Genomic DNA, 20,176 nt, shown 5'->3' on the forward strand with positions numbered 1-20,176 from the left:
CGCTATCCTCATGGCAATAGCCACACTTACAACAAGGAGATTCTCGATGTCATCCGTAACCCTCGGCGGCAACCCGGTCGCACTCAACGGCAATTTCCCGCAAGCCGGCAGCCAGGCTCCGGCCTTCTCGCTGGTAGGCAAGGATCTGGCCGATGTGTCACTGGCCAGCTTTGCCGGCAAGAAAAAAGTGCTGAACATTTTCCCCAGCGTCGACACCGCAGTCTGCGCAGCCTCGGTGCGCCGCTTCAATGAAGCCGCCAGCGGGCTTGCCGACGTGGTCGTGCTGTGCATCTCCGCCGACCTGCCGTTTGCACAGAGCCGCTTCTGCGGCGCGGAAGGCCTCGACAATGTGGTTAACCTGTCGACGATGCGCGGTCGCGATTTCCTGGTCAACTACGGTGTAGACATCGCGGCAGGCCCGCTGGCCGGTGTTGCCGCACGCGCCGTGGTCGTGCTCGATGCCAATGACAAGGTGCTCTACAGCCAGCTGGTTCCGGAAATCAAGGAAGAACCGGATTACGCTGCGGCACTGGCTGCGCTGGCCTGAGCGGCAGGCAGTCGAAGCATCGGCTAACAGACAAAAGGGGCGCCCGTGGCGCCCCTTTTGTTTTGCGGCATTTGCGGCAATCGATTGGCAGCAATCAGTCTCCGGCAGCCTGTCCGGCCAGGGCCGGCTCCAGCTGCGCCAGCTCGGCTTGCGCCGAAGGCGTGAACGGATGCAGATGCGACAGGAACTGCCGCGTCGCGGCCGCCCAGGAATAGCGCTCGGCAAAGCGGCGCACCTCGGCGCGATCGATATGCAGCGCGGCCAGGCAGGCCTCGCGCAGATCGTCCTGCAGGGCTCCCGGGCCATCCAGGCCGATCACATCGATCGGGCCGGTCACCGGGTAGGCGGCGACCGGGCAGCCGCAGCCCATTGCCTCCAGCAGGACCAGGCCAAAGGTGTCGGTACGCGACGGGAAAACGAACACATCCGCGGCATTGTACACCTCGGCCAGTTCAGCCTGATTGAGCACGCCCAGCCAGTGCACCCCCTGCTCTTCACCGTATCGGGCCCGAAGGCTTGCAGCTGCTGGGCCATCGCCACATACCCACTTGGAACCGGGCAGATCAAGCTGCAGGAAGGCCTCGACATTCTTCTCGACCGCCACGCGGCCAACGTACACGAAAATGGGGTGGCGCGTTTGCAGGCGATCACGCGCGCCTGGCTTGAAAATCTCCAGATCGACGCCACGCGACCACATCACCACATTCTTGAAACCGCGCGCCTGCAGGTCCTCGACCACCACACGGGTCGGTGCCATCACCGCGCAGGCATCGTTGTGGAAATTGGCCAGGAACTTGTAGGTCCAGGCCAGCGGAATGCCAAAGCGCAGCTGCACATACTCGGGAAAGCGCGAGTGATAGGCCGTGGTAAAGGGCAGCTTCTTGCGCTTGCAATATTTGCGGGCGGCCAGGCCCAGCGGCCCTTCGGTCGCAATGTGAATCGCATCGGGAGCAAAGGCGTCGATGCGCTCCCGCAGGCGCGCATAGGGAAACAGGGACAGGCGGATTTCCGGGTAGGTCGGGCAGGGAATCGTGCGGAATTCCAGCGGCGAGAGCAGCTCGACCTGATGCCCGGCCTTTTGCAGCTCCAGCCGGGTTTGCTTGAGCGTGCGCACCACGCCGTTGACCTGGGGCTCCCAGGCGTCGGTAACGATCAGTACTTTCATGGGACAGCAACCTCGGTGGGGGTAAGGGAAGGGATCAGCGCCTGCAGTTCGGCGCTTTGCTCGGTGAAATATTTCTGCCAGGTGAGGATGCGCAGCTCCCCGCTGGGCAGTTCGACCAGCGCGGTGAGGCTTTCCACCCAGTCGCCGTCGTTGCAATACAGGATGCCGTCGATCTCGCGCAGCTCGGCCTTGTGGATGTGCCCGCAGACCACCCCGTCCAGCCCGCGTGAGCGTGCCTCGGCGGCCACCGCCTCTTCGAAATCGGTGACGAAGTTCACGGCGGTCTTGACCTTGTGCTTCAGGTACTGCGACAGCGACCAGTAACCCAGCCCCAGCCGCGCACGCAGGCGATTGAACCAGTGGTTGAGCTTGAGCGTGACGCCGTAGAGCTGGTCGCCGACGATGGCCAGCCACTTGGCGCACTGCACGACGGCATCAAAACGATCACCATGCAGGACCAGCAGGCGGCGGCCGTCGGCCGTGGTATGAATGACTTCATCCTCGATGCGGATGTCGCCAAACATCAGCCCGAGAAACTGCCGGGCCGCCTCGTCATGGTTGCCGGGAATGAAGGTGACCTTGCAACCCTTGCGCGCCTTGCGCAGCAGCTTCTGGATCACGTCATTGTGGGTCTGGTGCCAGTACCAGCCGCGCTTCATGGCCCAGCCGTCGATGATGTCGCCGACCAGATACAGATGTTCGGCTTCGGTGTGCTTGAGAAAATCCAGCAGATAGCCGGCCTGACAACCGGGCGTGCCCAGGTGCACGTCGGAAATCCAGATGCTGCGAAAGTGCAGGCGGGGTGTCTCGGCCATGAAAGGCTCCGTCGGGTAGACCGGAGAAATCATGACTGCGAAAAATGACGCTTGCGCGACGCGCTGATGACAGCCAGATGGAGCTATCGTGACAAATCAAAGACATGCCGCCATTCATCCGCGCCCGCTGCCGCAGGCGCGGCGGCACATGCTATCGTTACCGGTTTCCCGCCCTTCTTCTGCCCGCGATGAGCCAGACCACCCGCCCCGACACCCCCTGCATCGCCGTCTGCTCGACCGCGCTGGGCGACGACATCTGTCGCGGCTGCGGGCGCACGATGCAGGAAGTGGCCATGTGGGTCATGCTCGGCGACGCGGAAAAGGAAGCCATCTGGCAGCGCCTGGAAGCGCACTGGGCCGCGCGTGGCCAAACCCCGCCCTGGGAACGTCGCTAACACGGAGCTCAAAGCCCCTGACCGCCCTGCCGGCCGGCGGCCAAGGCCGGACGCAGCGACAACGACAGTTAAACAAGCAGGTATTGCCCTGCAGCCATTATTCAACAATGGCTACAGTCACATACCCTGCAAACAATCAGACTGCTAATCCGGCCTTCAGCAATTTGAATCCCTGCAAGCGCGCTCTGGCTGAGAGCATCAGCGGGCGGGATCAATAGGCCTTCCTGTTTCCATCCTCTCTTGCACAAGCGGACTCAAGCTGGCAACAGCGGCCTGGCCATCGCGCATGCCTCGCGCCCATATGCTGCTGGCAGTGGGCTGGCCAGCGCCAGCGGCGCAAAGCCGTGCCGCGCCCAATAGCCCGCCGCGCCTTGCACGGCAATCAGCGTCAGCCGGGACAATCCCGCCGCACGGGCCTGCCCTTCGGCCGCAGCGAGCAGGCGGCCGGCAATGCCGCGCCCCTGGGCCGCCGGCGCAATTGCCAGATCGTGCAGAAAGAGCTGATCCGCCTTGCCGGACAGCGGCTGGCCATCCTGCCCCCAGCAGGGCAAATCCTCACCCGCCCAGGGATGCGCGAGCAGATAGGCCTGCACCCGGCCATCGACTCGGGCGCACCAGCAGCTGTGCGGCCCCAGGCGCTGCTTGTCGCGCAGGACGGACAGCGGTTCGTGCAGGAAATCCGGATAGGCCAGTGTCTGCACCGCATGCACGGCAGGCCAGTCGGCGTGATCAATAAGGCGAAGATCAGACATGCATAACTCGTCCTGATTAGGTAGCCAGCTCAGCTTAAGAAAACTTACTGATCTATGCTGAAAGCATCTACCGGATAAACTGGAGGTGCACATCATGGCAATGAACCGTATTCAGTTTCAGCCAGGCCTATCACTCTCCGCCTTTCAGCAGCAATTTGGCGCAGAGAGCCAGTGCCAAACCGCACTGGAACAGGCGCGCTGGCCACAGGGCTTTCGCTGTCCGCATTGTCAGCATCCGGCCTGCTATCGCATCCAGGGCCGCACTCACCCCCTGTTTCAATGTCGCGCCTGTCGCAAACAGACCTCGCTGACGGCGGGAACACTGTTCGAGAAGTCGCCATTACCCTTGCGTCTCTGGTTTCTGGCGCTTTATCTGATTGGCGAGGCCAAGACCGGTCTGTCCGCACTGGCGCTCAAACGCCAGCTGGGGGTGAATTACCGCACCGCCTGGCTGGTTCAGCACAAGATCATGCAGGCCATGCTGGAACGGGATGCGAGCTATCAACTCGATGGTGTCGTACAGGTGGATGACGCTTATCTCGGGGGCGAACGCAGTGGCGGCAAAGCGGGACGGGGCTCCGAGAACAAGATTCCCTTTGTTGCGGCTGTGGCGCTGGATCAGTGGCAACACCCTCGGTATTTGAAGCTCAGTCCGGTGGCGGGATTTACGCAACAGGCCATTCGGGCGTGGGCGGAAGACGGCCTGCAGCCGGGAGCCCATGTCATCTCGGATGGCTTGTCTTGCTTTGGCGCAGTTACCCAAGCAGGTTGCACCCATGAGGCGCATGTCGCTGGCGGGAAGAAACCGAAAGACCTGCCGATGTTTCGCTGGATCAATACGCTGCTGGGAAATGTGAAAACCAGCCTGTCAGGGACCTACCACGCTTTTGCGTTTGGCAAGTATGCGGATCGCTATCTGGCGGCGATTGCCTATCGGTTCAACCGGCGGTACCGACTTGATACGCTGCCGCGGCACTTACTGACCGCTGCTGTGGCTTGCATGCCAAAAACGGAAAACAAACTTCGTAAGAAAGCTGAGGTGGCTACCTAATCAGGTAACTCGTTGATTGCAAATGATACGGCAGCACGGCAACCACAATGGCGCACAACAGCGCCGCCAGTCCGGCGCAAATGGGTTTGCCGTTTTGCCCGCGAGCTTCCTAGCATGAAAGCGTTGCGCCTCACAGCCAACCATGCAAACCGACTCACAGCCAGTTAATAAAACCAGGGAGACCACGGATGGAACTCGCCGAAGTATTCGACCGCGCCGCAAGCAAGCTTCCCAGTGTACCGAAAGTCGTGCAGGAACTGATCGCCAGCTTCGACCGCGACGACACCGACATCGATGATGTCGCGCGCAAGGTTTCGCACGATCAGGTGATCACGGCCAAGGTGCTGCGCATGGCCAACAGCGCGCGCATCAGCGGTGGCAACCCGGTCAAGACCATTGATGACGCCGTCGTGCGCCTGGGCTTTGATGCCCTGCGCGTGCTGGTCGTCGCCTCGGGCATATCGTCGATGCAGGTGCCCAACGACACCTTCAACCGCCAGGCCTTCTGGCGTCACAGTTTCGAGGTGGCCAACACCTGCAAGTGGCTGGCCAAGCACGCAGGGCTGGACGGCAACCAGGCCTATACCTGCGGCCTGCTCGCCAATATCGGCGAGCTGCTGATCCACGTGGCTTTTCCGGGTCAATCGCTGAAGATCGACCGGCTGGTGGAAAGCGGGGCCGACCGTATCCAGCTTGAAAGCATGGAGCTGGGGCTGGATCTGACCCAGGTTGGCGAAGAGCTGGCCAAACGCTGGCAATTCCCGGCCGACATCCAGCGCGCCATCCGCCAGCAGCGCAATCCGACAGCGCACACCCCCTTCGAGCCCTACGCCGGCCTGATCGCGCTGGCCGAGTTGCTGGTGCACCTGTTCACGCACCAGGCCAGCCCGGAACAGGTAGCCGACACCCTGCCGGCCAATATCCTGCAAATGCTGAACATCAATGCTGAAAAGCTGGTCGCCAATCTCGAACAGGGCCGGGAAATCTGCCTGGCCGTGGACGACCTGCTCTGAGCACCATGGCAAGCGGCGTAGCCTCGCTGCTTGCCCTCCCCAATCAGCCGCGCTTGCGCTTGCCGCTCTTGCTCGGGCGCTTGCCTGCATCGCGGCCGGAGGCTTTCACGGCCTTGTAATTGCCGGAGCGCGACGCCTTGCCGGCGTACTGCTTGCGCGAGGATTTCTTGCTGGCGTAGCGCTTGCTGCCGGCCGCTTCCACCCTGGGCGCCCTGCTGCTGGCCGCGCGCTGCTTGGGTGGCAGCGGCGTGGCTGCCGCCGGCTCGTCAAAGGGCAGGGGCGCGTCTTCGGCGCGGGCGCTGCCGGACCAGGCCAAGAGGCTGCAGCAGAGGGCCAGTACGGCCAGTTTCAATCCGTTCATTGCCGGTAATCCTGTTGAATGGCGTTGCAATGCAGCACCGATTATAAACACATGCCGCCTCAACCGCGGAGCAGCGCTTCACAGACAGCATCCAGCGCGGCCGGACGGTTGGCGAAGCAGCCCAGCCGGCCATTGAACATGGGCCACTCGCCCAGATCGCCGATGATGCGCCCCGCCACCAGCCAGGTGCGGGCCGCATGCTCGCGCGCCAGCAGCTGCAGGCACGCCTTCTGGGCGGGCTGCAGGCAGGCATTGTAGGATACGAACACGATCTGCCCGTAATCGGGGGCAATGCGCTGCAGCAGGGCCGTGTCCTCCACCCGCGGCACGACCGGCAGGTACAGCGCCCGCACCGGCACGCCGGCCTGCCCCAGCAACACGGCCAGCGTGTCATCGCGCGTGTTGACTTCATCCATCTCGCCATGCGTGCGCACCTCGCACTGCACGACCAGGGTCGCCAGCGCCGGATCGAGCTGGCGGCAGCTGCCTACGCGTTGCAGCGCACGACGGTGCACCGCTGCGGAGAGCGCCAGCGCCTCGGCACTGCGCAAGCCCGCCGGCACGGCCCCTTGCCAGTCCGCCATGCGGTACTGCTGCTTGACGGCAAGAATGCGCGCCAGTGAAGCATCGACGCGGGATTCGGGAATGTCCCCCGACAGCACGGCCTGCAGCAGCGCGGCATGCACGGCACGCTGGCGCTCCAGCCGGTGCGAGACCAGCAGGATGTCAGCCCCGGCCTTGAAGGCTGCCAGCGCCCCGGCCACCACACCCATGCCGGAAGCGATTGCTTCCATTTCCAGGCAATCGGTGAATACCAGCCCGCCAAAGCCCATTTCCTCGCGCAAGAGTCCGGTCAGTACCGCGTGGGAGCAGGTCGACGGCGTATCGCGATCGGCCTCGAAGGCCGGAAACACCACATGCGCACTCATGACCGCCGGCGCGCCAGCCGCCAGCGCGGCGGCAAAGGGCTTGAGTTCGACGTCCTGCAGGCGCTGCCGCCCGTGAGCAATCAGCGGCAGGCCCAGATGCGAATCAACTTCGGTATCGCCGTGGCCGGGGAAATGCTTGACCACCGGCAGCACGCCGGCAGCGTGAATCGCCTGCAACGCCGCCAGGCCAAAACGGCTGACCGTTTCGGCATCGCTGCCATAGGCGCGCACGCCGATGACCGGATTGCGCGGGTTGTTGTTCACGTCGAGTACGGGTGCAAAATTGACATTCACCCCCAGCTGGCGCAGTTCGGCATTGGCCAGCTGCGTGAGTCGGCGGCAATCCGCCACGCTGCCGGCGGCGGCAAAGGCCTGTGCCGACGGCAGCGGTGTCATCCCGGTTTCCAGGCGCGCGACCATGCCGCCTTCCTGATCCATGGCGATCATCAGCGGGACACGGCTGGCCTGGGCATTGCGCATCTGCAGCGCGCGCGTGAGCGCGGCGACCTGCTCTGGCGTATCGGCATTGCGGCGAAACAGGATGATGCCGCCCACCTGTTCTTCATCCAGCAGGCTTTCGATCTGCGCATCGGGAACCAGGCCGTCAAAGCCGACCATCAGCAGTTGCCCGATTTTCTGCGCCAGCGTCAGCACCCTCTCCATCATTTCACCCCGCGTAGACCGGCCTGCCGGCAAAAGCCGCCAGTATAAGCCAGCGCCGGCTGACGTTTCAGCTACCCGAGTGTCGGGTCCTGGCAATGCGCAAGCGCAATCTCCAGAAGGGCAAAACCCAGGGCATAGACGCAAAGGCGCAGACAAACCTCAGGTATATGGCCATAACCATTACTAGCAAAGGGCTTCAACCATATACCCTAAAGCCAACCAATCAGGAAGAAACCTGGTCTTATCTGCACCTTTGCACCTTTGCATCGGGTTTTGCCGTTCCGAGTGGCCGGCCTTGCTGGCCGCTTGCTGCTGCCGCGTCGTCCCGGCTTCAGTCGCCATTGCGCCAGGCGTCCCGGGCAGCCGGCCAGGCGGCTTCGGTGTCAGCCAGCACCTGCAGGCATTGCCGGTGCAGGACCTCGGCTTCCGGCTGGGCCTCCAGCGCGGCGCAGGCGTGCTGCAGCGGCAGTGCACCAATCTGCCCGGCAATCCCCTTGGCCGAATGCGCCTGACGCCGGCGCTCGGCGGGCTCCTGCGGCCATTGGGCGAGCAGCTCGTGTACACGCTGCAGGCCGCGTTCGACCACGCCAAGAAAACGCGCCGGCGCAAAACCGAGCGCATTGGCCGCCGGAGTCAGCGCCCAGAGCGCCGGCGTGCCGCTCAGCTGGGCAAACACATCCTCGCCCGACGGGCTTTGCGCGGCGGCAGCAGCGGCAGGCAGCTTGCGCGCCGGCAGGTGCGCCAGCGCGGAAAGCAGCTGCTCGCGATGGAAGGGCTTGGTGATCGAACCGTCAATGCCGGCCGCCATCATGTCGGCGACCTCGGGCAGGATGCCGGCCGTGCTCAGCAGGATGCAGCCGGCATAGCCGCGTGCGCGAATGGCGCGCGCCAGCTGCAGGCCATTCATCAGCGGCATGTGGTAGTCGAGCACGACGGCATCAAAGCCTTCGTCAAGTTGCATGATGGCCAGTGCGCCCGGGCCGTCCGCCTGGCAAACCACGCTGGCGCCGGCCTGTTCGAGCAGATCCTGCAAGAGATCAAGATTCATTTCCTGGTCATCGACGATCAGGACATGCAAGCCGGCCAGCGAAGAAGGCCGCACGGCCGCCGCGGCCGTGGCCTCCCCGGCGCTGTGCTGCACCGGAATCTGCAGGAAAAAGCTGCTGCCGCTGCCCAGCTTGCTGTCGAAATGCAGGGTGCCGCCCATCAGCTCGGCAAACTCGCGGCTGATGGCCAGCCCCAGCCCCGAACCGCCGGCACGCTTGCCGTCCAGCGACTGTTCGAAAGGCCGGAAGATGCGCCCGGCCGCTTCCGGTGGAATGCCGGGGCCGGTATCGCGCACCGAGGCATGCAGCCAGACATTCTTGCCGGCATCCAGCGTCTGCCAGAAATTGATGCTGATGCCACCGCTGTGCGTCATCTTGATCGCGTTGCCGATCAGGTTCACGAGGATCTGGCGCAGCTTGCCGGCGTCGAGCTGCAGTACGTCATCCACGCCGGGATCGACGCGCAGCTCGAAATACAGCCCCTTTTGCTGCGCCTGCTCGCGAAACAGCGCGTCCAGCTGCTGCATAAGCTGCACCATCGACAGTGTGCCAAGCTGCAGCTCGGCCTTCCCCACTTCGATGCGGCTGAGCTCCAGCACATTGTTGAGCAGCGCCTGCAGGTATTCGCCGCTGGCCGCGATGCGTTCCAGCCATTGCTGCTGGCGCGGCGCCAGGCCGGAAATCTCGCGCAGGCGCTGGCCGTAGCCCAGGATGGCGGTCAGTGGCGTACGGATCTCGTGGCTGACATGCGCCAGAAAGCGGCTCTTGGCTTCGCTCGCCTGCTCGGCGCGCTGCAGCGCCTCATTGAGCTGCCCGGCCATGCGCACCTGATCCTGCTGGCGCTTTTCCAGCCGCCACAGGGCCCAGAACATGAAGGCCGAGAACAGCGCCAGCAGCGCAAACTGCACCAGCGAGAGCACGATGCGCGTTTGCCCCAGCTCGACGATGCGCTGCTTGCGCTCGGCATTGCGCTGGGCGAACTGGTCGCGTGCCGCGCGCGTGATGAAGTTGACTTCACCTTCCTGAAGAAAAATGGCTTTCTGCACCTGCTCGGCGACCGGGCGGCGCGCCATGCTGGCGATCAGGCCATCGATGGCGGTGCTTTGTCTGGCAAGCCGCTGCAGATGGCTGTCAATGTCGGAATCCTTGCCGTACAGCGTGGCGAACGCCGGATCGCGCAGCAATTCGATGCGGCCGACAAAGATATCCTGGCGCCGGCTCAGCTCGCGCAGATCCTCGCTGCTGCGCGTGTAGCGCAGCTTCAGCGCGGCTTCGCGCAGAAATCGGTATTCATTGCCCAGCTGATAGACACTCCACAGCCGGTCTTCGACGGAGAATTCGGTTACCTCGGCCAGCTCGCGGCGCTGCTCGGCTTCCAGCCGCAGGATGGCGAACAGGGCAAGCCCCAGGCTGACCACCAGCACGACGGCAATCACTCGCAGGTGTTTCAGCAGGAAATTCATCGAATGGTCCGCCGCCCCGACTCAGCGCACGTCGATCTGGTTCAGCTGCCAGACGCAGCGGCGATAATTGTCAGGCGTGCGCAGCGCCTCATTGCGGTCGAAGGGAAACATCACGAACAGCGGCCCCTTGGTGCGCACGGTCAGCAACTTGCCGTTCTGGCGCAGCGCCAGGATCACGCCGTGTTTTTTCGCCTCTTCAACATCCATGCTGGCGCTGTAATCGTTGAGCGCGCGGAAGGTGACGGTCTTGCCGCTCGCGCCGGACTGCGCCAGCACATCGGCCAGCAAGGGCCCTTCGAAGGTTTGCGGGCCTTCCAGCCAGGGCAGCTGCACCGTGTATTTCTTTTGCGGCAGCTTCTCCAGCATGGCCTGGTCAAAGACCATGCGGTCGGCCTGGTTGGGCTTGGCAAGCGTGCCGTTCACGGTGAGGATCACCTCACCGTGAGGCGTGTCTTGCGCCAGCGCCGGGACGGCGTGCAGCAGGAAAAGGGCAAGGCAGGGCAATAGTTTGCGCAGCATGAAGCTTTCTCCAGTCTGTGATCAGTTTTTATCGTTTTATTAGACTGCATTGTTCGCTACCGAAGCCGGTTTACGCAAGCGAGCAGGGGCTGCTGCAGGTATAATTCGCGGTTTTTCAGTGCTGCATCAGGATCATGGCCGACAGGATCGTAACGATTGAATCGCTGGACCACGAAGGTCACGGCGTTGCCCGCTTCGAGGGCAAGACCATCTTCATCGACGGGGCACTGCCTTTCGAAACGGTGAGCTTTGCCAGTTATCGCAAGAAACCGAACTTCGAAAACGCCCAGGCCACGGCCATCCATCGCGAAAGCTATATGCGCACCGAGCCGCGTTGCCCGCATTTCGAGATTTGCGGCGGCTGTTCGCTGCAGCACATGGAATTCAACGCGCAGGTTGCCGCCAAGCAGCGGGTGCTGGAAGACAACCTGCAGCGCATCGGCAATGTATCGGCTGAAGTGTCGCTGCCGCCGATCTACGGCAGCCCCTGGGGCTATCGCCACCGCGCGCGCCTGTCGGTGCGCCACGTCGCCAAGAAGGGCGGCATGCTGGTGGGTTTCCACGAAAAGCGCTCGTCCTACATTGCCGACATGACCGAGTGCCATATTCTGGTTCCGCATGTGGCAAAGCAATTGCCAGCCATGCGCGAGCTGGTCGGCAAACTGTCGATTTTCGACCGCATGCCGCAGATCGAAGTGGCGGTCGGCAGCAAGGTCACCGTGCTGGTGTTCCGCAATATGGAAGCCATCAACAAGGACGACGAAGCGCTGCTGAAGGCCTATGCGGACGAGTGGCAGGTGCAGATTTGGCTGCAGCCCAAGGGGCCGGACACCGCCTACCCGCTCTACCCGCTCGATGCGCCACCGCTTTCCTACGAGCTGCCGGAATTCGGCATCGAAATGCCGTTCAAGCCGACCGAATTCACCCAGGTCAACCACCAGTTGAATCGTGTCATGGTCGAGCGCGCGATCAATATGCTCGACCCGCAGCCGGGTGAGACCATTGCCGACATGTTCTGCGGGCTGGGCAACTTCACGCTGCCGATCGCCAAGCGCGGCGCAAAGGTGTTGGGCATGGAAGGCAGCCAGCAGCTGGTCGAGCGCGCCTTCCAGAGCGCGGAGCACAACAAGCTCAGAGACAAGGTCGATTTCAAGGTCGCCAACCTCTTCGAGATGACCGAGGAATGGCTGAACAAGCTCGGCCATTTCGACAAGATGCTGATTGACCCGCCGCGCGACGGCGCCATCGAACTGGTGAAGGCCATCGACCCGATCAACGGCCCGAAACGCATCGTGTATGTGTCCTGTAATCCATCCACACTGGCGCGCGACGCCAATGTGCTGGTGAACGTGAAGGGTTACACGATGAAGTCGGCCGGGATCATGAATATGTTCCCGCATACCGCCCACGTCGAATCAATTGCCTGGTTCGAAAAAACCGGCCCGGGCCTGAATGCCGAAGAGCTGGCCGCACTGGCCGCGCGCGAAGAAGCCGAGCGCCAGGCCGCCAAGGAAGCGCGCAAGGCGGAAGCCGCCGCGGAAGCCAAGCGCAAGGCCGACAAGGAAGCCGAGCTCGCCGCCAACCGCGCACGCAAGGCGGCAGAGAAGGAGCAGCGCCGCGCCGAATGGGAAGCCAGGCAGGCCGCCGAGGGCCAGGGCGACTGAGCCCGCACAGCAAGAAAACGGGGCCGGCTGGCCCCGTTTTCATACCTGCAACCCTATGAACGTACAGCCCATGCCGTTGTTGACCTGCAGATCAATACCCGGCAAGTCCCTTGCCGCAAGCCGCCACGAGGGAGCGCAGTTCAAATCATGACCGCCGTGACACGCGGCTTGCGCCAGCTTGTGGATGCCGCACCCGGAATGAACGGCTTCGGCGCATGCCTTGCAGATTGCCGCTGATATCCCTAACAGCAACCCTTTCCTCATACAGGAAGCGCCATGATTCCCATCCACCCACTTGATCAGGACCCCAGGCTCACCCTGCCCGCGCTGGAGGAGGGAGACTTTTACGCCTTCCACGTCATGATCAAACCTGCGGGTGCGCAGTGCAATCTGGATTGCGCCTACTGCTTTTATCTGCACAAGGAAGACCTGCTGCAGCAGGGCAAGCTGCCGCGCATGAGCGAATCGCTGCTGGAAGCCCATATCCGGCAATACATCGCCGCACAGACCGGGCCCGAAGTGGTGTTTACCTGGCAAGGCGGCGAACCCACGCTGATGGGGCTGGATTTTTTCCGCCGCGTGGTCGAGCTGCAGGCGCGCCATGCCAAACCGGGGCAGGCGATCGCCAATGATCTGCAGACCAACGGCATTCTGCTCGATGACGAGTGGTGCGCATTTTTGAAGCAGCACCGCTTTCTGGTGGGCCTCTCAATCGACGGCCCGGCCGCGCTGCACGATGCCTACCGCTACAGCAAGGGCGGCAAGCCGACATTTGAGCGCGTGATGGCGGCGGTGCAATTGCTGCACCGGCACGCGATCACCTTCAATGCGCTGTGCGTGGTGAACCGGCTCAATGCCCGCAAACCGATTGATGTGTACCGCTTTCTGCGCGATGAAGTACGCCCGCGCATCATCCAGTTTTTGCCGGCGGTGGAGCCGGTCAGCTTCCGGGCAGTCGCCCCCGGTTACTGGAATCCGGACGAACTGCCGGTCAGTGGTTCACCGCGCGCAAGGCCCGGCCAGCCGGATTCGGTGGTGGCCGACTGGTCGGTCGATCCGGAAGACTGGGGCTATTTCCTGACCCGCGTATGGGAAGAATGGCTGAAGCGTGACTTCGGCCGCGTGTTTGTCGACCAGTTCGAGAATGTCATCAGCCAGTTGCTTGGCCGGGGCGCGCAGAACTGCGTGAGCGGGCAGATTTGCGGCAAGGCGCTGGCCATTGAACACGATGGCAGCCTCTACAGTTGCGACCATTTTGTCTACCCGGAATACCGGCTGGGCCATATTCGCGAGGTGCATGAGGGCGATATGGCCTTTTCCGAGCGGCAACAGGCTTTCGGTTTTGCCAAATACCAGACCTTGCCGGCGTATTGCCGAGGCTGCCGTTATCTGCAGCTTTGCTGGGGCGAGTGTCCGAAAAACCGCTTTGTGAAAACCCCGGACGGTGAAGCCGGGCTCAATTACCTCTGCCCCGGTTTGAAGAAATTCTATGCCCGCATCGTGGCCGACCGCGCCGTGTTTCTTGGCCGCATGGGCATGAGTACTGGCAATTGCATCATCTGACCAGCCATCTAGGTTCTGTTGACGTTTTGTTTGCGCTGCCCGTTTGTGCTGTTTTTGGCCTGAAACAAGGCGCGAAGCCCGCCGCATAGTCGTTCTATGCAAGGGCTTTGCAACGCAGGGTCAGGCCAAAAACAGCCAAACCCGGCGGGCTGGGCGCTTTTTGCGCCGACTCCGCGTTGTTGCTTCGCTGACATAACCCGTTATGCGGCGCTCGCAACGCCTTGATTCGGCGCAAAAATCGCTCCAGCGGGAACGCAAACAAAACGTCAACAGAACCTAGCCCACTCAGCAATTCGTCATTCCGCCCCCCCGCAGGGATTACCCGCGCGATGCCGGCATGACGATTGTTACTTTGCTGAGGTCGCTCACTAATCAGGTGCGGTCATGGGCTGTGGTTCATCCGGCTTGCGGCGCAGCGTGTCGGATGGCCGCTCGCCAAAGCATGCACGGTAGAGGCGGGAAAAGTCGCCAAAGTGCCAGAATCCCCAGTCCAGCGCGACCGCCGAGACGGTCGTCGTGCCTCTGGATGCGCTCTGCAAGGCCTGGCGCGCGCGGTGCAATCGGATGCGGGTGAGGTAGGCCAGCGGCGTCATCCCGAGGATGGCCTTGAAGGCATTTTCGAGGGTGCGCTCGCTCACTGCGGCGACACGGCAGAGATCGCCGACCCGCAAGGGATGGCCGACCAGGGCTAAAGCATGCGTCTCGACCTTGCGGATCAGCTGGCTATACGCTTGCCTGGTCTGGCTTTCGCGAGTGTTTTCAGCGCCATGGGCATGGTGCAGCGCGGCAATCAGGGTATCGAAGAGTTCGGCTTCGACGGCCATCCTGACATCCACGCGTTCGTTGAAGCGCTCCGGCTGCCGTTCAGCGGTATCGACCAGGCGCTTGCCCCAGGCGAACAGGCCAGCTGCCGCGCCTTCGGCAAGCTGCAATGCCTGCAGACCTGCCGGCAAAGCAAGCCCGCCAACGCTTTGGCGCGCGAGCAGCTGTTCGCTCATCATCCGCGGCGCGACCAGCAACGTAATGCTCTGCCAGCCAGGCTCGGTAACAAAACGGGCCTCGGCGCCAGGCTCGACCGCCAGCAGCATGTCTGCGCCAACTTCACGCCCGTTTACCGTCCCCCTGACCTCTGGACCGAACACCACATAAGCCAGACAGCCATTGCCGGCGCTGCTATTGGACCTGACGCGCTGATTGGCCGAGTGATAAACCAGTGCCGACTGGCCAAGACGGACGATGACGCGCCTGACCCGCAGCGGGGTGGACGCCAGCTGCATCGCGTCTTGCTCCAGCAATTCGATCCCGTTGCCTGCCTGACTGGCATCTGAAAACTCAAACACCTCGACGGCCGGCAGTGGGGGCGGATTCCTTGCATTCATGCTGTTTCGGGGCTCCTTCTTGCGGAAATCCGATAGACCCCGATGGGGAAATATTGAATTCTCCGACTCTGGACTTATAGCGCACCCGGTTATTGTTTTAGGTCAAGCAATCGCAAACCATGCATTGCGCAAGGAACGGCGTTCTTTATAAACACATCAGGGCCTGCTGCGGTCTGGCCAGGCTCGGCAGGCGATCTCCGCTGCGTTGCCGTTTCTTGGCGGGCTTTGCAAGGTGGTGACAAACCCTGAACAGACCAATCCGGCAGCCAGACGCAATTGCGCCAACACGGCCTTGCTGCTTCGCCGGCCTTGACGTCTTGGCGGGCAATCAGCTACAAGACATCAACAGAAACCGCTATCAGCGCCAGTACAGCGCCGATGCGACAGCAATCCAGGACACCCGCAGGAAATGGAGCCCGCATGAAAACCGCAACACTCTCTGTCATCGCTGCGACGATGGCGACGCTATTATGCGCGCCAGCCAGCGCGCAAGCAGAAACACCTCGCAAACGCCCCAATATCGTCGTCATTCTCGGCGATGACCTGGGCTATGCCGATCTGGGCGCCTTCGGCAGTGAAATCAAGACGCCCAATATCGACGCACTGGCCCGTGATGGCGTGCGCTTCACCAATTTCTACACGCATGCCTCCAGTTCGCCGACCCGCTCGACACTGCTCACCGGCATCGATACGCACCGCAACGGCATGGGCAATATGGACGAATGGATCGCCCCCAACCAGCGCGGCGTGGACGGCTACGAGGGCTATCTGAGGCCCGGGATACCGACGCTGCCCGAGGTGCTGAAGAATGCCGGTTATCACACCTACATGGTTGGAAAATGGCACATGGGCAAGGCGCCCGATCTCATTCCCCGCGCCCGCGGTTTCGAGCGCGACTTCAGCCTGCTGGATGGTGCGGGCAGCTACTGGGACATGACCAATTTCACGGCCGCGTCGCCCAAATCGGTGTTCACCGAGGATGGCAAGTACCTGAGTAAACTGCCTGACGATTATTACGCCACCAAAACCTACACGGACAAGATGATCAGCTTCATCGACGCCAACCGCGCCGATGGCAAGCCCTTCTTTGCCTACGTGGCCCACCAGGCGCCACATGATCCGTATCACCTGCCGAAAGATTGGCGCAACCGCCATGTCGGCGAATACGACAAGGGCTGGGACGCGGTCAGGCAGGAGCGGCTGCAGCGGCAGATCGAGCTGGGCATCCAGCCGGCTGGCACGGAGCTCTCCGAACGCATGTGGTTCGTTCCCGACCCAATCGTGCTGGCACCAATCTCTCGTGCAATGATGGGCAAGAAGATGGAGTTGTATGCTGGCCTGGTGGAGAACCTCGATCATCATGTCGGCCGCCTGGTCGACCATCTGAAGAAAATCGGCGAATACGACAACACCATTTTCCTCGTTTTTGGCGATAACGGCGCCGAGGGCACCGATCTCTTCGACATGATCGCTGGCTCACCCGGTTCGCGCGACTATCTGTTCAGCGCGATCAACTGGTCACAAACCCACCCCAATTCCTGGGGCGACCCCGGTTCCTATCCCGCCTATGGCCCGATGTGGGCGCAGGTGTCGATGACGCCGTTCAGCCAGTACAAGGGCTGGATGGCCGAGGGCGGCATCCGCAATGGCCTTATCGTCAGTGGCCCCGCAGTCCAGCGCACGAAGGGCAGCATCAATCATGGTGTGATGCATGTGGCGGACATCATGCCAACGATGATGGACATCGCCGGTGCAAGCTATCCCAGGGTCGGCGATGACAAGAAAGCGCCCGCGCTGATGGGCAAATCCTGGGCGCCCATGCTCGCCGGCCAGAGCGAATCGCCCCGTACGGAGCAGGATTACCTGGCCTGGGAAGTTTTTGGCAATCGCGCGGTACGCCAGGGTGAATGGAAAATCCGCTGGCAATACAAGCCCTACGGTACTGAAAGCTGGGAGCTTTACAATCTGGCAAATGACCCGGCCGAGCGCAAGAATCTGGCCGCGGCAAATCCTGACAAAGTCAAGGCCATGACGGCGCTCTGGGATCGCTATGTGCAGGAAAATAACGTGATTCTGCCAAACCGCTCGCCGTATGAAACGCTGGAAGATGTAATGCCGCCACGGGTTCCGGACGACAAGGCTTTCCCGCCGCTGATCTACAGAAAGCAGTTTGTTCCTCCGCAAGACATGATGGCGGATCCCAAGCCCTGATTTTTCTGCCCGGAAAACTGACACCCACACAGGATGAAATTCATGACAAGCAACAAGAAAAGCCGTTTTGCACGTTTCCCGCTGCTCGCCACCGCCTTGCTGGCGATTGGCGTGATCGGTTCGGCGCACGCCGAAGTACCGGCCCGTTTTTACTGGAAATCGCTGACCGGCGGGAGCGCGGTGCCCCTGATCGTTGAATCCATCAGCGGCAACGCCAATCCTTTCGATCCGTCCCATCTGGTCAGCGATGATGCCAATTTCGATGCGACACTGGCTCTGGCTGGATATGCGCAGACATTCTCGCTGCTGGATCGCCCGGCGATGGCGGCCATTCTTTTCCCCATGGGGCGCATTTCTGGCGAGGCGCGAGCAGTGAATGGCGCTTCGGTCTCGCAGTCCGCCAGCGGTTTTGGTGATCCGACACTGGAGCTGAACGTCAATATCATCGGACCGAAACCGCAAGTCGATATTCCCGGTGCCATGCGTTACGAGCCGGGCTTTTCGCTGGATCTGCTGGCAGACCTCGCCGTGCCGATCGGCGAGTATGACAGCAAGCAGTCGCTCAATCTTGGCCAGAACCGCTGGTATGGTCGTATTGGCGCGCCGATGATCATGCAGCTGGGTGCCTGGGTGCCCGGCAGACGGACCACACTGGAATTGCTGCCCGCGGTCTGGCTTTTCGGTGACAACAACGATTTCGTTGGACGCAATCTGCAAACCGACCCGCTATTGCAAATCGACGCCCATCTGACGCGTGATTTCACGGCAAACCTCTGGGGCTCGGTGGATGGTTCCTGGTATAAGGGCGGCAAGGCCACCATTGATGGCGTAGCGGGTAGCGATCGCAATGATGTTACCTTGGGCTTTACCCTTGGCTATACGATCAACAGCAACATCGGCCTCACTGCCAGCTACCGCTCGACAATCAACGACAGCGCTCCCGGCGATATGCGTATGGACAGCTTCATGATGACGCTGGTCTTTGGCTGGCATCCGCTCATCGAAGGCTTTGGCCGTCTGAAGGAGTAAGCGGCGCACACACCGGCAGCGCCTTACCCTGCCGCACGACACAAGGCCCGCAGCCCACACTGCGGGCCTTGTGCATGCGGCTTGCCGGCTGACGCCCACGACTACAAATACACGGGTATAAGACCACAAGCAAACATGCTAAAAGGCTGCTGGCAATTACATCACAGGGTATTCAGCATTTTCCCGACCCCGTAGATCAGCAGCCCGATCAGGCCGCCCACCAGCGTGCCGTTCACGCGGATGTACTGCAGGTCGGTGCCGATATTGAGCTCCAGCCGGTCGACCATGGTGCGGTCATCCCAGGCCTTGACCTGGCCGGCGATGAAGTCGGCAATCGGCTCGCGCCAGCGCGCCAAAAGGCGCGGCGCGGCGGCCTCGACCTGTTCGTTGATCCAGGCGCGCATCGCCGGGTCGCGGCGCAGGCGCACCGCCAGCGAGCCGGTCACCGTGGCCAGCTGGCGACGCAGCGCCGAATCGGGCTGCTGCAGGTCATCCTGCAGCCGGTCGAGCAGCGCCAGCCACACATGGGCCAGCTGGCCGGTAAAGCCGGGCTGGGTCAGCAGCTCGGCCTGCGCGCGCGCCAGCCGGGCCTGCAGCTGCGGGTCGTGGCGCAACTGCTGGGCGAGCTCGGCCAGCCAGTCGTCCAGCCGCCCATGCAGGGCATGCTGCGGATCGCGGCAGGCCTCGCGCAATTCGCGCTGCACGCCGTGCACCAGTTTTTCGGTGAGGTAGCGCCCGGCCGCCCGATCGAGGCTGACATAGCGCAGCACGCTCATTTCGGCTGCCACGACCGCAATCAGCCGCTCGCGCACCTCCGGCTCGTCGAGCTGGCGGTCCAGTTCGCGCAGGATTTCATCGAGCACGCGGTGCTGCTGCCCATCCTTCCCGCGACCTTCCAGGCTTTCCAGCAAGCCGGCCAGCAAGGGGGCGAGATCGAGCCGGCGCAGGCGCAGCAGCAGACCTTCCTGCAGGAAGTGCTGGGCGCGCGGGTCGTGCAGCGCCAGCAAAACCTGACCGAGCAGCGTCAACAGCAGCTCATCCAGCCAAGCCTGGGCCTGGGGTCTGGCCAGCCAGCGCACCAGCTGGGCCGCCGGGTTGTATTCGCGCAGCGCGGCCAGCACCCGCTCGGTGGAGAGAAAATTGCCGGTGATGAAGCTGCCCAGACTGTCGGCAATGCGCGCCTTGTTGCGCGGAATGATGGCCGTGTGCGCCAGCGGAATGCCCAGCGGATGCCGAAACAGCGCCACCACGGCAAACCAGTCGGCCAGCGCGCCGATCATGGCGGCCTCGGCAAACGCCGCCACCCAGGGCCAGAGCGGATGCTGCTGGCGCAATACCTGCGCCAGCACGAACAATGCCGTCACCACCAGCAGCAGCAACAGCGCCGTGCGGCGCGCGCGCGCCAGCCTTTGTCGTTTTTCCCGTGTTTCCGCTGTCTCGATGCTGCCCACGCCCGCCCTCCCCGCTTTTATCCGCAGGATAGCGCAAGACCCGGCGCGGGTCGTGCGGCGCGACATGCGAGCAACACCGTTCACGGTGGCGGCGAATTCCTGCCGCAGCGGCACGAGCGCCATATTAAGCTATGCGCTGTTGCGAATTGCGGATGGCACC

At 62.5% G+C, this 20,176-nt stretch carries 17 protein-coding genes; 8 read left to right on the forward strand and 9 right to left on the reverse strand.

Translation table 11 applies throughout. The features are described 5' to 3' along the window. Positions 1 to 46: 46 nt before the first annotated feature. A complete protein-coding gene (gene tpx, locus C515_RS0117915) occupies positions 47 to 547 on the forward strand; it encodes a thiol peroxidase (protein ID WP_028456614.1) in 501 nt (166 codons plus the stop codon). 94 nt (positions 548 to 641) lie between these two features. Here tpx and C515_RS21890 read toward each other — a convergent pair whose 3' ends face one another. Both C515_RS21890 and C515_RS0117925 read right to left on the reverse strand, forming a co-directional pair. Further along, a complete protein-coding gene (locus C515_RS21890; RefSeq protein ID WP_051305083.1) occupies positions 642 to 1,712 on the reverse strand; it encodes a glycosyltransferase family 4 protein in 1,071 nt (356 codons plus the stop codon). Beyond that, a complete protein-coding gene (locus C515_RS0117925; protein WP_028456615.1) occupies positions 1,709 to 2,527 on the reverse strand; it encodes a UDP-2,3-diacylglucosamine diphosphatase in 819 nt (272 codons plus the stop codon). The genes C515_RS21890 and C515_RS0117925 overlap by 4 nt, the downstream gene beginning before the upstream one ends. A 188-nt stretch (positions 2,528 to 2,715) precedes the next feature. Here C515_RS0117925 and C515_RS21895 point away from each other — a divergent pair, with 188 nt between their 5' ends. Continuing rightward, a complete protein-coding gene (locus C515_RS21895; protein ID WP_051305092.1) occupies positions 2,716 to 2,922 on the forward strand; it encodes a DUF1289 domain-containing protein in 207 nt (68 codons plus the stop codon). 254 nt (positions 2,923 to 3,176) lie between these two features. On the opposite strand, the gene C515_RS0117935 is transcribed toward C515_RS21895, so the two are convergent. Next, positions 3,177 to 3,674, reverse strand: coding sequence for a GNAT family N-acetyltransferase (locus tag C515_RS0117935; RefSeq protein WP_028456616.1), 498 nt, complete (start codon positions 3,672 to 3,674; stop codon positions 3,177 to 3,179). 94 nt (positions 3,675 to 3,768) lie between these two features. Here C515_RS0117935 and C515_RS0117940 point away from each other — a divergent pair, with 94 nt between their 5' ends. Both C515_RS0117940 and C515_RS0117945 read left to right on the forward strand, forming a co-directional pair. Then, positions 3,769 to 4,725: an IS1595 family transposase gene (locus tag C515_RS0117940; RefSeq protein ID WP_028456617.1), complete on the forward strand. Its 957-nt coding sequence runs from the start codon at positions 3,769 to 3,771 to the stop codon at positions 4,723 to 4,725. Positions 4,726 to 4,913: 188 nt separating this feature from the next. Next, positions 4,914 to 5,738 (forward strand): HDOD domain-containing protein, encoded by an 825-nt coding sequence (locus C515_RS0117945; RefSeq protein ID WP_028456618.1) that lies wholly within the window; start codon positions 4,914 to 4,916, stop codon positions 5,736 to 5,738. Positions 5,739 to 5,781: 43 nt separating this feature from the next. Here the strand turns inward: C515_RS0117945 and C515_RS0117950 are convergent, their stop codons facing one another. The 4 genes from C515_RS0117950 to C515_RS0117965 form a co-directional block, all read right to left on the reverse strand. After that, positions 5,782 to 6,099 (reverse strand): hypothetical protein, encoded by a 318-nt coding sequence (locus C515_RS0117950; RefSeq protein ID WP_028456619.1) that lies wholly within the window; start codon positions 6,097 to 6,099, stop codon positions 5,782 to 5,784. A gap of 59 nt (positions 6,100 to 6,158) precedes the next feature. Beyond that, positions 6,159 to 7,694, reverse strand: coding sequence for a beta-N-acetylhexosaminidase (nagZ, locus tag C515_RS0117955; protein ID WP_245575061.1), 1,536 nt, complete (start codon positions 7,692 to 7,694; stop codon positions 6,159 to 6,161). A 328-nt stretch (positions 7,695 to 8,022) separates the two neighbouring features. After that, entirely contained in the window at positions 8,023 to 10,200 is a 2,178-nt protein-coding gene (locus C515_RS0117960; RefSeq protein WP_028456621.1) for an ATP-binding protein, read from the reverse strand. 21 nt (positions 10,201 to 10,221) lie between these two features. After that, positions 10,222 to 10,719, reverse strand: coding sequence for a putative pterin-binding protein (locus C515_RS0117965; RefSeq protein WP_043650335.1), 498 nt, complete (start codon positions 10,717 to 10,719; stop codon positions 10,222 to 10,224). A gap of 134 nt (positions 10,720 to 10,853) precedes the next feature. Here C515_RS0117965 and rlmD point away from each other — a divergent pair, with 134 nt between their 5' ends. Next, on the forward strand, positions 10,854 to 12,383 hold the full coding sequence (gene rlmD / locus C515_RS0117970; protein ID WP_028456623.1) for a 23S rRNA (uracil(1939)-C(5))-methyltransferase RlmD: 1,530 nt from the start codon (positions 10,854 to 10,856) through the stop codon (positions 12,381 to 12,383). Between the two features lie 276 nt (positions 12,384 to 12,659). Continuing rightward, positions 12,660 to 13,946 carry an anaerobic sulfatase maturase gene (locus tag C515_RS0117975; protein ID WP_028456624.1) on the forward strand — a complete coding sequence of 429 codons (1,287 nt, stop codon included), beginning with the start codon at positions 12,660 to 12,662 and terminating at the stop codon, positions 13,944 to 13,946. A gap of 368 nt (positions 13,947 to 14,314) precedes the next feature. On the opposite strand, the gene C515_RS0117980 is transcribed toward C515_RS0117975, so the two are convergent. Next, complete coding sequence (locus tag C515_RS0117980) at positions 14,315 to 15,325, reverse strand: helix-turn-helix domain-containing protein (RefSeq protein ID WP_028456625.1); 1,011 nt, start codon at positions 15,323 to 15,325, stop codon at positions 14,315 to 14,317. Positions 15,326 to 15,745: 420 nt separating this feature from the next. On the opposite strand from C515_RS0117980, the gene C515_RS21900 reads away from it, so the two are divergent. Both C515_RS21900 and C515_RS0117990 read left to right on the forward strand, forming a co-directional pair. After that, a complete protein-coding gene (locus tag C515_RS21900; RefSeq protein ID WP_051305084.1) occupies positions 15,746 to 17,536 on the forward strand; it encodes an arylsulfatase in 1,791 nt (596 codons plus the stop codon). A gap of 111 nt (positions 17,537 to 17,647) precedes the next feature. Then, positions 17,648 to 18,565, forward strand: coding sequence for a transporter (locus C515_RS0117990; protein WP_211234109.1), 918 nt, complete (start codon positions 17,648 to 17,650; stop codon positions 18,563 to 18,565). A 161-nt stretch (positions 18,566 to 18,726) separates the two neighbouring features. Here C515_RS0117990 and C515_RS0117995 read toward each other — a convergent pair whose 3' ends face one another. Further along, the gene (locus C515_RS0117995; protein ID WP_051305085.1) at positions 18,727 to 20,016 is read right to left on the reverse strand and encodes a DUF445 domain-containing protein; all 1,290 of its coding nucleotides are present in this window, start codon (positions 20,014 to 20,016) and stop codon (positions 18,727 to 18,729) included. Positions 20,017 to 20,176: the final 160 nt, after the last annotated feature.

Source organism: Chitinilyticum litopenaei DSM 21440, from assembly GCF_000428145.1.
Taxonomy (GTDB): domain Bacteria; phylum Pseudomonadota; class Gammaproteobacteria; order Burkholderiales; family Chitinibacteraceae; genus Chitinilyticum; species Chitinilyticum litopenaei.